The following is a 14,673-nucleotide window of genomic DNA, read 5'->3' as shown; positions in this document are numbered from 1 at the left end:
GTTCTACGACGTTTAAACATAGCTACATAATAGCTCGCTAAACCACTATGTCAAGTGGTCATCATGTTAATACGATACATGATCGTAGTACCCGGATCGATTCTGGTCTCCACTGTCTGACCGAGACCGTTTTCGATTGTTGCCGGCTCAGGCCGTATCTTCGGATTACCAGTATATATCTGCACCTTGCTAAGTTTCGCTGGGCACAGAGGATCAAGTGATACTCCGTAAGTAAATTTGTCAACTCCAAAAGGGTATGCCATTGTGCCTTCAACCTGATCCCTTTTTTCGAATTCAGAAAATAATTTGGGCCACACAATCTCAAAATGCAGTTCCTCTTCTAAGAAGGGACCTTTAGAGAGACCATCAGGCAACTCGACTTCGAACTCATACAGAAAGAGCTTTTCTTTATCTCCCGGGTCGTTATACTCTTTAACCAGTCGCAAGCCCGTTTTTCTAATTTCACGATCAACGCTATTAACTTTTCGTTTAACGCTCCATGTTACTTCATCCATGTTGTTAATGGTGCTACCCATCAAATAGACATACCTTCTTGTGTCTTTTGCAAGCTCTGACCTTTTGAATTTGCGCGTTTCTACGACCGATGTATCTCCACTCGGCAGAGTTATTCTATTAATTTGCCGAACTTCAAATTTCAAGTATTCAATTACTTCAAATCGTGAAGCTGAACGATGGACATGCGCGAATTCACCCGTATCTTCCAGCGCGTTTCTCTGGTTTACCCAAACAAATCCCTTGTTGATGTTCACTTCCAGCTCATAATATGAGTTTGGGAGTTTCTTCTTGCGATCCTTTTTAAGCGCTGATCCTGCACCCAGAATATAAAATGGCCGGTAGTTGAGGCGCTGAAGTGTTTGGATTACCGGATCGTGCTGATGACCATGCAATACGAGATCGATATCCATCTCGCAGAATTTCTCGATTACCTGTCCTGCGTTAGCGAGAAGCAAGAATTGTTGATTCGATCCTCCGACCCTTGTCGGTAGAGGATGATGGTGTAATGCTGCAATTTTTATGCTCGTACGATATTCTTGCCATTTGTTTTGCTTAAAATAATCAATCATTCGATCGATCCATTCAAGTTGCACTCCATCGATCCAACCGCGTACCTGTATTACATCGTGAAAAAACTGTTCATATGGATCGGAAATAGTAGCGATCGTCGAGTCTAAAAGAAACAATGTGACAAATCGGTGGTCACTCATCTCGATAAGGTAACAATGCCTCGAACCCCCAGTGATTCCAAAATCATTTTCCCATTGAGTAAGGTCAATCTCTCCATGTCGGTCATGGTTACCTGGAAGGACAAAGCATTTTTTTGTACAGGTAAATATATATTCAAGAAATTCTGTTGCTGCTTTACGGTTCTCTTTGCTTGGGGATTCTACTATGTCTCCTGTTGCGATTGTCAGGTGCGGTCTGAACCGATTGATACTATCTTTCAATGCCTGAGTCAAAACAGGATCGTTTGCACCAAAATGCAAATCGGATATGTGGGCTATTCTTATTTCCTGATCCGTTACATCCCTCCAATTTAGCAGTTCAGGCTCTTTTCTTTCTATTGCTGGAGGAAATCCCGTTAATAGTGGTCCTTCTTCAAAGAATTTTGTATAGCCCTCCTGGACCCTCTGAACCGCCCACTTGCGAACATCTTCGGAACCAAAGAGCTTTGATCCCCATTGCCTTAGATAGTTCAACACGAGCCACCCCCATATATTCCCCTAGAAAACTTTACGTAGCGTTAGCTTAGCATCATTCAGCGGCTGTGTTCAATCACATTTTCTTACAGCGAATGCGCCAGCCACTCTTCTCCCTTATTAAGGGGAGGCCTTTCTTTTTCGACCACAACCCCGAAACAGCGATAGAATCACAAGTATGGCAGCGGACGACCTGATCCGGATTCTAAAACTCCAACCACATCCGAAGGAAAATGGTTTCTACATGGAGACATATCGTAACGATGAGATCGCTTCGGTCCCTTTGAGGTATAACGGTCCGCGATCTTTTTCCACAGCAATCTATTTTCTATTGAAGGCGGGTGGCTTTTCCGAAATGCACCGGCTGCAGTCGGATGAAATCTTTCACTTTTACAGGGGCGCTCCCGCAGAAATGCTTTTGCTAAAAAGCGATGGGCAAACAGAAGTCATTCGCATTGGAAATCGCGTGGAACTAGGGGAAATGCCTCAAGTGGTTGTGCCGCGCGGTTGCTGGCAAGGGATGCTCTCGACGGGAGACTTTACGCTCCTTGGGACGACTGTTGCCCCAGGTTTTGAATATTCCGATTACGAATCCGGAAATCGGGCAGAGCTGATCAGCAAATATCCCGCATTTGCCGGTCTGATCCGCAGGCTCACGAATGGAGAAGGTCTTGAAAAGAACTCTTGAAATTATCAATGAAATGGAACGGTCCGCAGTCATCGGCAAATATGCAATTGTAGGAAGCGTGGGAATGATCTATCATGCTGGACCAATATACACTGATGATCTCGATATTTTCTATTTATATAAAGCGGGGGTCCAGGAGGGATTGATCGATTTGTCTCCTCTTTATCGGTTCTTTGAGAAAAACAATTTCACCGTTGAAGGACAATCAGTTTATATCGGGGGGGTGAAGGTGCAATTTGTTGCCGCTGTAAAGAGTTCGCTCGATGCAGAGGCTGTTGAGAATGCACTGGAGGTGCTGTATGAAGGGGTCAGAACGAGAGTGAGCTCTCTGGAGTATATCATCGCAATGAAGCTAGCTGCCTTTCGAGCAAAGGATAAGGCCCACTTGACTTTTGTTTTCGAGAACGCGAAAGATAAGATTGATGCTGAGAAACTCTCCACAATCCTGGAGAGATTCAAACTATCCGCGAGACTGAAGGATTTTGAGGAGAAATATTTGAAATGAAGACTCAATTTAGCGAACCCTCGGAGATCTACAAACTCTATCATGAGGATGACAGGAAATCGGCGGATCTGAGCTTCGAGCAAAAGATCCGGCGGCTGGTGAAGTTGCAGCAAATTCGAAAGGGTTTCCATCCAGATTCCTTTTGCTGGACCTGTTTCGATGATACAGAGGAGATCGATCAACAGTCAGACAGCAATTGTTCAAACAGTTAACCACAGATCTTCACTGAAAGGTGGCCGCGATGTTGCGAGGAATTTGCTGGACCATCTCATCGGTCAGCAAATCAACGGCAACCGTTACAAGCAACGCATTGATCCGCGTCGTGAGCTGTTTGACCTTCTGCTGATCAGCCACGCCATCCGCAGACGCGCAAACAAAGTCGATCAAAGCCGCAACCAGCACGCGATTTCCGCCAAACAAATTCTCGACAACGCTTTTCACAAGCTCCAGATTTTGCGCGCCCGCTCGCGTTCGAAAATAGGGATCAGCAGTACCGGCCTGGTGAGTCAGCTCGGCCCACCACCATAACCTGGAGAACGCATTGTCTGCCAGGAAGCCGATGTAGCGCTCTTTGTTCGTCTTTGCTTTTGCAGGATCGAAGTATCTCCACGCAACGTATTCAGGCAGCTCCAGGATGCTGAGATAATGCCAGAAGGCCATCTGCGCAGCCTCGCGGCGCGTCAACGGCAACGACTGGTGCAGAGCAATCGCAATTGCGCCGTCACTCTTCGTTGGATCCGAATCAAACTCTTTCATCAAACGCCGCAAGGATTTTCCAAACGCATCGAATCGCAACAGATCCCCCTCGCCCGAATAAGCCGACTGCTCAGGCCGGTCCGGTGACGGTTTTGGATTCTGCAGAAATGCCTGGTTCACGTACAGGATGGGACGATCCAGAATTGGCAATCTCATAACGCGAATCCCTCTTCATCGGAAACCGATCCTGTAATCAAAGCGTTTTGGTAGGTCCCCGATTTTAAAGCATGCTGGATTCGCACGCTCAGCATCGCTCTGCCGGCCGGATCATCGTACGATTGCACAATCTCCTGATGTGGAATACGAATCATCTTCGACAAGGATTTCAAGATCTTAACAGCAAGCTCCGAGGTTGCGTCTTCCGGTTCCTCAATGGAGATCATTTCGTGCGCTGCGAACTCAGCGAGCTGAAACCAGACATCGCATGCAATCAGCGCAAAAATCGCGTTTCGAATGCGCGCGCGATTCCCGGTTTTCGACAAATCCTCAACGATAGCTTTTAACGCCGAATGTTCATTGTTCAGACGCAACAAAATTTCGGGTGGAGCGATCGCGAGTTCAAACAACGAATCGCGAAATTGTGGACCGAAATTCCTCCACTGAATCTCGATTCCACCACCCGGACGCTCCGCGGGAGCATCGGTGAAAATCGTGACCGGGAAACCAGTTGCCAGACGCGCCCCGGCAACATCAGGAAATCCAGCCGGAGCCCGCCTCGGATTGATGAGGACCAGCACAGGCAGCAGCAGAATCTGGCCTGATACATCATTGCGTTGAATAGTCAGGACCATCTCCGCGGCGCCTGTATTGAAAGAACCGCGAGCTGCCGATCGATACCGCGTGTTCTTGCACAAAGCCACCAGTCCAAACGAGACAGCAGATGCAGGGAAGCGTTCGGCGCCATCGATGGAAGCGGTGCAACGCAACTGCAGTCGGTCCCACACAATATTTTCAGTAAACAAATCCCATCGCGCGGATGCATCGACTACTTTTGACGGCTCAGGTGGTCCTGCCTTGCCGCGACGCCCTCTCCAGTTGGATGCCTTCCATGCGGCAACCTCCGTTTTGCCGGTCAGCGCTGTTGCCGCTATCTCCAACTTCACGGGTTCAGCGGCAAGTTGATATGGCCAGACCGTCCGGCGCTCCAGCGCATCCTTGAGCCAGCTCATTCCTTCAACACCTTAATTTCCAGTTCCTGTTTCGTCGTGCGCGCGAGAAACGTTTCCAGAGGCGCGGTTTCCCCTCTGAATTCATAAACCAGTGGATGTTCTCCGACTTCCTCTTCAAAGGAGCGATCGAATTTCGAAAGCAGGTCCCATCCGCTGCCGTTTCGTTTGATGTGCGTAAATCCGACTGTTGCGCTTTCCACCACTTTGCGATGTACATCTTCTCCATAGAAGCCGTAGTGACATTCCACTTTCCATCGTTTCGGAATCCATCCGATAAAATCCTGTCGCGCGGGAACAGTAACGCGGATGTGGAATCTGTACCTCAGTTCTCCTTCTTCATCCGGATGGATCGCGGGATCGGAAAGAAATTCCAGCTTCGTGTCGCGCGCCGATTCGCTTTCCGTGCCATGCGCAATCGGGAAGTAAGAAGAGAGCAGGGAAATCGCGCGACCTTCCGGCCGCAGATCGGAGGTCGTCGCTTCCGTGATCGCGGACCGGATGCTCCGCAAGATGCGATCGATCTCTGCGCGAGCGCCACGCCATCGTTTCAATTTGTCCGATTGCGGTGTCCACGTATCATGTGTGACCGGCTCCGAGTATGCGATCAATTGTTCGCAGCGCGCTTGCTCTCTTACGGCCGCGGCAAGATGAGCGGGACACGATTTTCCACCGAGCACTACTGCATAAAAATCTTTTCCGCCCAATCCCGGACGTCCAATCCGTTGGTAGCCGACCACCATGCCCGCGCCTCGAATCAACGCGGTGCGGTTCAAAAGCGGCCCTTTCATCCCCTCATGATCCAGCAATACAGAAACCGCAACATTTGCTGCGCACTTCTCCTCCTCTTTCGGACCTTTGGGAACGTTGACCTCGATTTTGCTGAGCGCCTCCTTGTCCTTATAGGCGTTGATATAGGCGCGCAGAAAAGGTTTCAGGTGTTTCGGTTGGTCTGTAATATCACGCGTTTTCCAGCCGGTGTCGCTGCCGCTGTCGGCTTTGGTTCGAACCTCCAGCGAACCTTCGATCATCGCGGGCCAGAAATATTGCTCGGCGGCGTCGTGAATCCGCTGGAGCGATTCGGATTCGGTCGCTGCGTTTTCCGAATCGGGATCCTCAAAGTCGACCACAAGAATGGATGTGCCGGTTTGATTCGCATTTCGCGCCGCCATCCCGAATTCGCGCGCCAAACGATCCGCTTCCTGATCCATCAAAGACCATGTCAATTGCTCTTTTCGACGGCCGAAAAATGCTTCACCCTGAAAAGATTGTTGCTGAATATCGTGACCCGGCAAGCGAATGTGCCCGAAAAATCTCGCGCGATGCTCACCCGGCAGCTCCTTCGTGACGTAGGGGATTTGCAAACGCGAATGGAACAACACGATCCGATGGCGCGAATGTTTCCACAAAACGGTTTTTCCCAGGCCGTAAATTCCACCCATTGCTTCTTCACTTTTTTGGCTGTCTCCGACATTGCGGCAAAGACCGAGGAAGCAGTGAGGTTTTGGAAATTGATCCGCTTCAAGACTATGTTCGGGGCCGATTAATCCCCTGGTGTTGAAGTCTTCTATATAAAGGAGGCGGAGCGTGATGTCTTTTTTGAGGAGCTGATTGGGTTCCGGGAACTCGCTGGCGCCGCGACTCCGTTTTTCGTACTGAACTACGGCTCGCAGATGTGGAAGAATTTGCTCTTCGAAGCGGAGCTTTTCCAGAAATTCGTCTTTAGCGGCGCCGCGCAAGTAGCGCAAACGAAAATCAACCCGGACCGGCCTGCTTGCGAAATTATCGAGCGAATTCTGCAGCACCTCCCGCACCAGAATCTCCAGCGGCGTCAGATCCCCGTGTGATTGAACGGTCAGTGTTGTCGGATCAGTCACGTTCCGCGAATCATGATCCGTCTGCGTAAAATGCCATTGCATAATAGACACGCCTTCCCGTGCTTCCGGGGGGAACTATTATTGTAGCGCGATCCGCCGGGCTGCTCACTGAACACTTTTTCCTTCACTTTGCGCATAACAGATAAGGGATAAAAAACGGAGGGAAAAATGAAAACTTACACATTTGTTCTGACATTCATCGTGCTGCTGGCAGGAGCTCTGGGAGCTCAAAGCCGGCACAGTCTACACCGGGCCAGCCAACGCAACCAATGCGGAAAAGATCTGGTGCGTGGCGAATAACCTGAGCGGCTTTCCAGTTACTGCAACGGTGGAACTGAAATATATATGGGGCCATGGGTTTTCAGAAATGCACCGGCTGAAGTCCCAATGTTATAATTCAGCTAGGTATGTCACGAACGGTTTCTTCAGAAGATCTTCTTCTTGAATTTATAGAGCAGAACAAGGACCGCGATCCGGTAGAAACCGCTCGACTATTCGGGATTGATTTAAGTCTGCTGCGATATAACCTTTCGTTGTCTCAACCCGAACGGGTTCGTCAACTTCAAAGTTGGATGCAATTCCAATCGAACCTTCAATGGTCGAAATCGAAAAAATCATAGAATCCCTTCTGAAAGCGGAGGTGGAATTCATAGTCGTTGGCGGAGTTGCAGCGACGGCATTCGGATCCAGTTACGTTACAAGAGACCTGGACATCTGCTACAAAAGAAGCAGAGAGAACATTCGAAAGTTAGTTCAGGCTTTGGCGCCATTGAATCCCCGACGCCGCGGTCCCGACGAATCCCCGATGGATGTGCCTTTTCATTTTGATGAAAGAACAGTGGAAAATGGCGCTAATTTTACTCTGATTACGTCCCTGGGGAGCATTGATCTTCTTGCGGAGCTATCCGGTGTGGGGACATATGAGGATATCACCCGAAAATATCCGGATACGATCCAAATTGGGACATTCATTTGCCGGGCCATTAGCCTGGACGGGCTGATTCGAAGCAAAGAGGCCGCGAAACGTCCAAAAGATCTGATTCATGTAATCGAACTAAAAGCGATCCGCAGCATGAAAGAAGGCAAGTAAAATTACACTCCAGATGATTTTCATCTGGGGGTGACATGTGACCGAAATTCGCACATTTGCTTTGTAACGTTGGCTTTGACACTTCCTCTTTTTTCTTCCAGTGACATATCACGACATGATAAAATCATTCAAAATTTTTATGAAAGAAACAATCATCAAATGTAATGAGTGCAACGCTGAAATCATAGGGCATGATCCGTTACTCACTTATAACGGTGAGGAGATTGATTTGTGCAGCGACCAATGCCGGCTCAAATGGTGGATGAGCGTGGTAGCGGACGCGGAAGCGGCCGGCCGTGAAATACACATCACATCAAAGCCGGTAGAAAAGAAAGCAGAAAAACAGGACACCACTCGAAATTCAAAGCTGAAAATGGTGCAAGGGAAATAGCGTTACTTCACGCAGCGTTTATTTCGCTTCTGATTTCCAGCTGTCCTATTCGACTTTCCATTGCTTTGCCATTTCACTAGCGGAAGAGTCGGCGTACAAACTTCGTGTTCTCCGTGACTCCGTGGTAAAAACAATCAGGAGAAAGAATCATGTCGGAAATCGGAAACTTAAGAGAAGCAATGAAAAGAATTCAGGAAGGGGATGCCTGGCACGGCCCTGGTTTGCGCGAAACACTTTCTGATGTTTCCGCAAAAGATGCTTCCGTGCGGCCGATCCCCGGTTCTCATACGATATGGGAGCTCGTGATGCACATTGCAGCATGGCAGGAAGTATTTCTGCAAAGACTTATGGGACAACCGGCCGACGAGCCGAAGGAAGGAGATTTTCCTCCGGTTACAACAGCCGGAGAAGAGGAATGGAAAGCGGCGCTGGAAATGCTGGAAAGATCGCACCGAAAGCTGCTCGAATATTACGCGGTTCTCCAAAATTCTTCGCTTGAGGAGAATGTGGTTGGCAAAGATTATTCCGTTGCGTTCATGATTCACGGAATCATCCGCCATCATGTTTATCACGCCGGTCAAATCGGCTTGCTCAAGAAATTGATTCGATCCAGGTAGACCATGCTTTCAAGAAGAGAATTTATCGGTGCAGCTTTAACACTTGCCGCGTCTCCGCTATTGCCAACTTTTGCTGCGGAACCATTGCTGATCTCACTCACAATGGATGATTTCAATTGGGCCGGCAACGCAGTCGTTCTAAATCCGCAAGAACGAAATCAAGCGATTTTAAAATCTCTTTATGATGCGAAAATTAAAGCAGCGTTGTTTGTTGTCGGCAAATATATCGTTAACAAGGAAGGGAAAGATTTTCTGGCTCAATGGGACGCAGGGAAACATATCATCGGCAATCATACTTATTCGCACTGGTTCTATCCGGCGAAGGAATTGCAAGAGTATCAAAAGGATATTCTCAAGTGCGACGCGTTTCTGTCGCCTTACAAGAACTTTCAAAAACTGTTTCGTTTTCCTTTTCTAAAGGAAGGAAAAACGATGGAGCAGCGCGATTCGATGCGAGCTTTTCTGAAACAGAGTGGTTATAAAAACGGACACGTCACGATCGACACATCCGACTGGTACATCGATCAACGTCTAAGAGAACGGTTGCAGAAGGACCCGAATGCAGATCTGACACCATACAAAAATTACTATGTAGAACATATGCTGGATCGTGCCGCGCATTACGAGGAGTTGGCCCGTGCTGTTCTTAAAAGGCCAATCCGCCACACGATCCTCACGCATCACAACACGCTCAACGGATTATTCCTGGGCGATCTGATTGCCGCATTCCGCGCGAAAGGCTGGAAATGGATCGACGCTTCACAAGCATTCCAGGATACTGTGTTCAAAAGCGAACCGGATGTTCTCCCGGCCGGTGAGAGTCTGATGGTGGCGCTTGCCAGAGAAACGGGAAAATTCGAATCGCTGCTGCGTTATCCCGGCGAAGATTCTGAATACGAAAAACAAAAAATGGATGAGCTTGACCTGTAGTGCGTACCGATGTTTCGACTGATCCGCCGATTGGTAAACATCGTTGTAAATTGGCAAAAGGTAAAACATTGGAAAGTAGAGATCACCTTCGCTGATCCGGAGGCTGACTAAAATCCTTCATGATAAAATCGTTGTACGGGATGCGATGAGTGAGGCAAGGGGTACTTACACAGTAAACATCCTGATCATTGAAGATGATCCGGCAGTTCTGGCGGCACTCGCAAAGCACTTGCGCGGCATCAAGGAATGCTCTTTCGAAATCGCCCTGTCTTACGATGAGGCACTCAGTAAAGTAAAGGGCAAAGCGGTCGACCTGATTCTGTTCGCGCATGGACTTGATGAGGCAGATGCTTTCCAAAGAATCCGGAGTCTCGCCCCTTCAACCAGGATCATCGTTTCTTATCCTGAATCGGTAGAACAACCGTACGATAAATCCTCCGGCGTTGAATTCATTCAAAAAGGAAACAATTACATAGCGAAGATTGTCAGCGCTATCAAGAAATCATTGATTGAAATTTTGCTTCCCTCCTTATCGCAGGAGCACGATTTGGAAGACTTTGACGATTTACAGGATATGCTCACTGCCTTTTCACCCGGCGACACTCTTTTGCATTACAGAATCATTGAACAAATCGGTGAAGGAGGAATGGGGGAAGTTTATAAAGCGGAAGACTTAAAACTCGGTAGACATGTTGCAATCAAGGTTCTGCCGCTCCGCTACAGCACAAACGAGAATGCGCGAAAGCGATTGATGCGCGAGGCGCGGGCCGCATCGGCATTGAATCATCCCAACATCATGAGTGTGTACTCGTTTGAAGAGCAGGACGGGATCCGCTTCATCGTTATGGAGTATCTGGAAGGGAAGTCTCTCCGGTCCATTCTGGAATCGGGACCGCTCCCTTGGAGTCGGTGGATTGATATTGCAAAGCAGCTTGCAGAGGCATTGAGCGTGGCGCACGCCGCAGGATTGATTCACCGCGATTTGAAGCCGCACAACATCATCATTCAACCGAACGGCCGCGTAAAACTTCTGGATTTCGGCCTCGCAAAAAGAGTTTCGGTCAGCGCCATCCAGGGCCTTTCCCTTGTAAAGACAGATACCGATTTGACGGGCATTGGTGTCGCTATGGGAACGGCCTACTACATGTCGCCTGAACAAACGCGAGGGGAACCCCTGGATGCCCGCAGCGATATTTTTTCGCTGGGTGGCGTTTTGTACCAGGCCTTAACAGGGAAGATTCCATTTTCCGGCGAAAGCCTTCTCAAAATTTTTGATGCAATTGCCGTGGCACCGGTCGAAGCGCCCTCATCCGTGCTGCCGGAAATACCGGTTCAGATTGATTCGATTCTGCAGCGATGCATGGAAAAAGAGAAGGCGAATCGATATGCCTCCGGTGCAGATTTGCTGGACGATCTGAAAACGCTTGAATCCACGCTCCGCGATTCCTCCCCGCAGCCAAAACTTTCTGTGCCGTCAAAATCGGAATCATCCCGTTTCAACAAGCGCGGCGCATGGGTGATTACTGTATTGATTCTAATGAGTGTTCCGGCGATTTTCTTTGTGCGGAATTTGCGGAAGGTGGACCGAAGGATAGAAACGCGTCAGACAGCGATTGCCGTACTACCTTTTGCGAACCTGAGCAATGATCCCAATCAGGAATATTTCTCCGATGGTTTGACGGAAGAGCTGCTAAACGTTCTGGCAAAGAATCCTGATTTACGCGTATCATCCCGCACGTCTGCTTTCTCCTTCAAGGGAACCAAGGCGGACATCAAAACGGTCGCTGAAAAATTGAACGTCACACATGTGCTGGAAGGTAGTGTGCGAAAAGGGGGCGATCAACTGCGAATCACAGCGCAGCTGATCGAAACCGCAACCGACTCACATATCTGGTCGCAGACGTACGATCGTCAGATGAGCAATATTTTCGCGATCCAGGATGAAATCGCCGGATCCGTGGCGGAAGCATTGAATGTCACGCTCCTGAAGAAAGGAAACAAGGAGACAACACCGGAAGCGTACAATGCGTATCTTCAAGGTCGCTATTTCCATGATAAGCGTCACAGGGATTATCTGGTGAAAGCGGTTGAATACTATGAGAAAGCATTAAAAATTGATCCTGATTTTGCGCGCGCCTGGGCCGCATTAGCCTACGCGCACAGAGATCAGGCGTCAGGAACTCTGATTCCTACAGAGGAAGGTTTTCGGAAAGCGCGCCGGGAGGCAGAGAAGGCGCTGGAGCTGAATCCTGAACTGGCGGAAGCGCATGCTGTCTTGGGGATGATCAAGGCATCGTATGATCGGAACTGGTCCGCCGCGGAGTCCTCCTTCCAAAAGGCGCTGAAATTGGATTCTCGAGACATGTCTTCGATCCGCGGAGGAGCAAATATCGCTGCAGTACTGGGAAAGTTCGACGAAGCGCTGCGATTGGCGAAACAAGCGATCGAGTTGGATCCGCTGAGCGTTCGTTCGTATTACGACTACAGTCACATCAATTACCGCGCTGGCCGCTTGGATGAGGCGGAGGCAGCTTTGAAGAAGGCGTTGGAGCTGAATCCGGAATATCCGGCAGCGCACATGATTCTCGGGCGCATTTACATCGCAAAAGGAAAATTTCAGGAAGCGATTGCAGAAATGCAGAAGGAAAAAACCGGCTGGCGGAAATCCGGACTCGCCCTTGCTTATGCTTCCGCAGGAATGAAGAAAGAAGCAGATGCAGCGCTGCAGCATTTAATAGAAACAGAATCCTTCAACTCTGCTTTTCAGATCGCAGAAGTGTACGCAATTCGTGGTGAGTCAGACAAAGCTTTTGAATGGCTGGAGCTGGGCTACACTCATCGCGATCCGGGCCTCACGCAGCTTCTTGGAAATCCCTCGTTTCGCAACGTCCACCGTGATCCGCGCTGGCGCGCATTCCTGGAAAAGATCCAACTGCCCACCGGCTTGTGATTGACCACCGGCTTCATCCGGGTCGTTTTGTAATTTGCGCCATCGTGAGCTACTTGATGCAGCACACATTCTTCCCGATGCGGAACCTGAAGGTGAACCAAGAATTCAGAATGGATTGGCCTTATGCAAATTGCAGGCCGCATCCAGAATTTCTCGAACGTCGGTGGGAGAGGTTTCGTAAAGCAGGCTAACTGATTTTACCTACTTTCTAGATTTATCTGGAAGGCCCAGACTTTCCGTGCTGATTTGCTTACTCTTTTTCGCAGATTTTCGATTGATGATCCCCGACTACCGCAAGATTCATTGCGCCAGCTGAAAATTCGCGCGAATACTGGAATTTTGCGAAATCGTAAAACGGCAAAACGCTACAGTAGAGTCATTGCAAGCCGCTGCGGAGCCGGTACCATTGCTCCAGTTCACAAAAGTTGAATTGGGAGCCGCTTGTGCTTTTACAGTGACGCCCGTTCCGGAAGCGATTGATGAAGAGCAGTCGCTGCCGCAGTTCATGCCGGCGCTATCGGTGACCGTGCCGCTGCCCGATTCTCCTTTCGTTACGGTGAAGGTGAGCTGCGCAGGAGGAGGTGGCGGCGGCGGTGTGTTGAATTTTGCTTCCACAAAGATGTCTTTATCGATTACAAATGAACAAGGATTGGCCCTCGCGGCACACATTGCACCGGCGGGAGATCCTTGTAGAACAACCCAACCCGAAAGAATCGATCCGGATTGCGGCACAGCGGTCAAAGTTACTGTTGCGCCCGGTGCAAAAGGCTCGGCAAGCGTGTGACCGCTTTCACAGGTCAGGATTGTCTGATTCGGACCGAATGGAAATGTAACTTTGCCGGGTCCAGTAGCGCGCAAGGTTAGTTTCGCGCGAACCGTTACGCTGCGAGTCGCCTTATTGTTATTTTCATCGCTTTCCTTATTTTGATTGTCAGAGTCCAAATTGATTTCTACTGTGTGCGAACCAACAGTGCTTGGAACCGTCAAATCAATGACTTTCTGGTTAGCGCCCGTCGTAGCTTGAGTAGCATTTCCAGCCAGTGCAGGAATATCAAAAACTTTCGCTATCGCTCCATCGATCAGAATGTTTCCTTTACACGCGACCGCAGGATCAGGCGAATCGTTAATTACGTTTACGCGAATGAAGATGCTCCCGTTCTGATCACTGACGAGAGGCCCTACTCCTACATACGTAAGATCGGGCGCAGCTTCGCAAACTCCGATCAAACCAAGAGTGAATACCAGGACAACGAATATTTTCATGGCACGTAACCTCGCTTTGCGAATTCGCAGAGCAAGACGTTTGCCATCTATTGAAGTCTGCGCCTTCGTCGATCAGCATTATTAACAACGAACTTTGCGCAACTTGGATTGTTTTTTCGGCAACCTGAGTTGCCTGTTTCGGAGCCGATCGGCCGACCAAACGACTCCGCCAGGCAAAGTCCCGGATCATCGTGTGGCTGCTTATATCCATTTCAAATATATCCATTGACAATATAACCACAATGGATATAATGTCCCCCTATGATGGCTGTTCGATTGGCGGCGGTGACTGCGTTGGGGATTTTGCTTTTTGGTTTCCTCACACAAGCTCGGGAGCAGCAGGCTGAATTCGATCCGGCTCAAAAACTGGAAGGGCTCTGGGGAGCGAAGCACCGATTTGGGCCGGATATTCGGGGAAGTCTCTTGATTCTTCAAACGAAGCAGGGATGGCTGGCCGATATTGCGGGTTTCTCGGTTCCTGCACGATTCGATCGGCAGGAAGTTTCCTTCGAGCTGCCCGATGGAAAAGGGAAATTCCGCGGCAAACGGAGCGGTCAGGAAATCATGGGACAGTGGATTCAACCGGTCACACAAGTCAACGGCAGTACGATGGCCACACCTGTAAGGCTTACGGCGGATGCTCGATCGCTCTGGCGCGGGATCGTAACACCCAAGGAGGATACCTTCACCTGGTATCTGCCCATCACTCGAACGCCAAATAG

The 14,673-nt window shown here is 49.3% G+C and carries 15 protein-coding genes; 10 read left to right on the top strand and 5 right to left on the bottom strand.

The window, feature by feature from the left end; all coding sequences use genetic code 11:
- Positions 1–50: 50 nt before the first annotated feature.
- Positions 51–1,721, bottom strand: coding sequence for a metallophosphoesterase (locus L0156_08725; protein ID MCI0603087.1), 1,671 nt, complete (start codon positions 1,719–1,721; stop codon positions 51–53).
- A gap of 175 nt (positions 1,722–1,896) precedes the next feature.
- Here L0156_08725 and L0156_08720 point away from each other — a divergent pair, with 175 nt between their 5' ends.
- Genes L0156_08720 through L0156_08710 form a run of 3 tightly spaced genes read left to right on the top strand, consistent with a single transcriptional unit; the run spans position 1,897 to position 3,123 of the window.
- Positions 1,897–2,406: a cupin domain-containing protein gene (locus L0156_08720; protein MCI0603086.1), complete on the top strand. Its 510-nt coding sequence runs from the start codon at positions 1,897–1,899 to the stop codon at positions 2,404–2,406.
- Complete coding sequence (locus L0156_08715) at positions 2,390–2,911, top strand: hypothetical protein (protein MCI0603085.1); 522 nt, start codon at positions 2,390–2,392, stop codon at positions 2,909–2,911. The genes L0156_08720 and L0156_08715 overlap by 17 nt, the downstream gene beginning before the upstream one ends.
- Positions 2,908–3,123 carry a hypothetical protein gene (locus L0156_08710; protein ID MCI0603084.1) on the top strand — a complete coding sequence of 72 codons (216 nt, stop codon included), beginning with the start codon at positions 2,908–2,910 and terminating at the stop codon, positions 3,121–3,123. Before L0156_08715 ends, L0156_08710 begins: the two co-directional genes overlap by 4 nt.
- Positions 3,124–3,133: 10 nt before the next feature.
- Here L0156_08710 and L0156_08705 read toward each other — a convergent pair whose 3' ends face one another.
- The 3 genes from L0156_08705 to L0156_08695 are packed head-to-tail and all read right to left on the bottom strand — an operon-like array spanning position 3,134 to position 6,752.
- Positions 3,134–3,823 (bottom strand): DUF6339 family protein, encoded by a 690-nt coding sequence (locus L0156_08705; GenBank protein MCI0603083.1) that lies wholly within the window; start codon positions 3,821–3,823, stop codon positions 3,134–3,136.
- On the bottom strand, positions 3,820–4,836 hold the full coding sequence (locus L0156_08700; protein MCI0603082.1) for a hypothetical protein: 1,017 nt from the start codon (positions 4,834–4,836) through the stop codon (positions 3,820–3,822). Before L0156_08700 ends, L0156_08705 begins: the two co-directional genes overlap by 4 nt.
- Positions 4,833–6,752, bottom strand: coding sequence for a hypothetical protein (locus tag L0156_08695; protein ID MCI0603081.1), 1,920 nt, complete (start codon positions 6,750–6,752; stop codon positions 4,833–4,835). Before L0156_08695 ends, L0156_08700 begins: the two co-directional genes overlap by 4 nt.
- Positions 6,753–7,117: 365 nt before the next feature.
- Here L0156_08695 and L0156_08690 point away from each other — a divergent pair, with 365 nt between their 5' ends.
- From L0156_08690 to L0156_08665, 6 genes are all read left to right on the top strand, one after another.
- Positions 7,118–7,330, top strand: a complete 213-nt coding sequence (locus L0156_08690) for a hypothetical protein (protein MCI0603080.1) — start codon at positions 7,118–7,120, stop codon at positions 7,328–7,330.
- A complete protein-coding gene (locus L0156_08685; protein ID MCI0603079.1) occupies positions 7,306–7,800 on the top strand; it encodes a hypothetical protein in 495 nt (164 codons plus the stop codon). The genes L0156_08690 and L0156_08685 overlap by 25 nt, the downstream gene beginning before the upstream one ends.
- Before the next feature lie 139 nt (positions 7,801–7,939).
- Complete coding sequence (locus L0156_08680) at positions 7,940–8,191, top strand: hypothetical protein (GenBank protein MCI0603078.1); 252 nt, start codon at positions 7,940–7,942, stop codon at positions 8,189–8,191.
- Positions 8,192–8,340: 149 nt separating this feature from the next.
- Complete coding sequence (locus L0156_08675) at positions 8,341–8,808, top strand: DinB family protein (protein ID MCI0603077.1); 468 nt, start codon at positions 8,341–8,343, stop codon at positions 8,806–8,808.
- Between the two features lie 3 nt (positions 8,809–8,811).
- Positions 8,812–9,738: a polysaccharide deacetylase family protein gene (locus L0156_08670; protein MCI0603076.1), complete on the top strand. Its 927-nt coding sequence runs from the start codon at positions 8,812–8,814 to the stop codon at positions 9,736–9,738.
- 145 nt (positions 9,739–9,883) lie between these two features.
- Entirely contained in the window at positions 9,884–12,688 is a 2,805-nt protein-coding gene (locus L0156_08665; protein ID MCI0603075.1) for a protein kinase, read from the top strand.
- Positions 12,689–12,988: 300 nt separating this feature from the next.
- Here L0156_08665 and L0156_08660 read toward each other — a convergent pair whose 3' ends face one another.
- On the bottom strand, positions 12,989–13,951 hold the full coding sequence (locus tag L0156_08660; GenBank protein ID MCI0603074.1) for a hypothetical protein: 963 nt from the start codon (positions 13,949–13,951) through the stop codon (positions 12,989–12,991).
- 264 nt (positions 13,952–14,215) lie between these two features.
- On the opposite strand from L0156_08660, the gene L0156_08655 reads away from it, so the two are divergent.
- The coding region (locus L0156_08655) for a 6-aminohexanoate hydrolase (GenBank protein ID MCI0603073.1) at positions 14,216–14,673 on the top strand (458 nt) is incomplete at its 3' end.

Source organism: bacterium (assembly GCA_022616075.1).
Taxonomy (GTDB): domain Bacteria; phylum Acidobacteriota; class HRBIN11; order JAKEFK01; family JAKEFK01; genus JAKEFK01.
Note: the sequence above shows the minus strand (reverse complement) of the source record. Positions and strands in the feature narration are given on the sequence as shown.

Bases quoted from the DNA above. Each gene is read 5' to 3' on its own strand.
- L0156_08710 (MCI0603084.1), top strand. From the start codon at position 2,908: ATGAAGACTCAATTTAGCGAACCCTCGGAGATCTACAAACTCTATCAT.
- L0156_08695 (MCI0603081.1), bottom strand. From the start codon at position 6,752: ATGCAATGGCATTTTACGCAGACGGATCATGATTCGCGGAACGTGACT.
- L0156_08685 (MCI0603079.1), top strand. From the start codon at position 7,306: ATGGTCGAAATCGAAAAAATCATAGAATCCCTTCTGAAAGCGGAGGTG.
- L0156_08660 (MCI0603074.1), bottom strand. From the start codon at position 13,951: ATGAAAATATTCGTTGTCCTGGTATTCACTCTTGGTTTGATCGGAGTT.
- L0156_08720 (MCI0603086.1), top strand. From the start codon at position 1,897: ATGGCAGCGGACGACCTGATCCGGATTCTAAAACTCCAACCACATCCG.
- L0156_08690 (MCI0603080.1), top strand. From the start codon at position 7,118: ATGTCACGAACGGTTTCTTCAGAAGATCTTCTTCTTGAATTTATAGAG.
- L0156_08680 (MCI0603078.1), top strand. From the start codon at position 7,940: ATGAAAGAAACAATCATCAAATGTAATGAGTGCAACGCTGAAATCATA.
- L0156_08670 (MCI0603076.1), top strand. From the start codon at position 8,812: ATGCTTTCAAGAAGAGAATTTATCGGTGCAGCTTTAACACTTGCCGCG.
- L0156_08700 (MCI0603082.1), bottom strand. From the start codon at position 4,836: ATGAGCTGGCTCAAGGATGCGCTGGAGCGCCGGACGGTCTGGCCATAT.
- L0156_08705 (MCI0603083.1), bottom strand. From the start codon at position 3,823: ATGAGATTGCCAATTCTGGATCGTCCCATCCTGTACGTGAACCAGGCA.
- L0156_08665 (MCI0603075.1), top strand. From the start codon at position 9,884: ATGAGTGAGGCAAGGGGTACTTACACAGTAAACATCCTGATCATTGAA.
- L0156_08675 (MCI0603077.1), top strand. From the start codon at position 8,341: ATGTCGGAAATCGGAAACTTAAGAGAAGCAATGAAAAGAATTCAGGAA.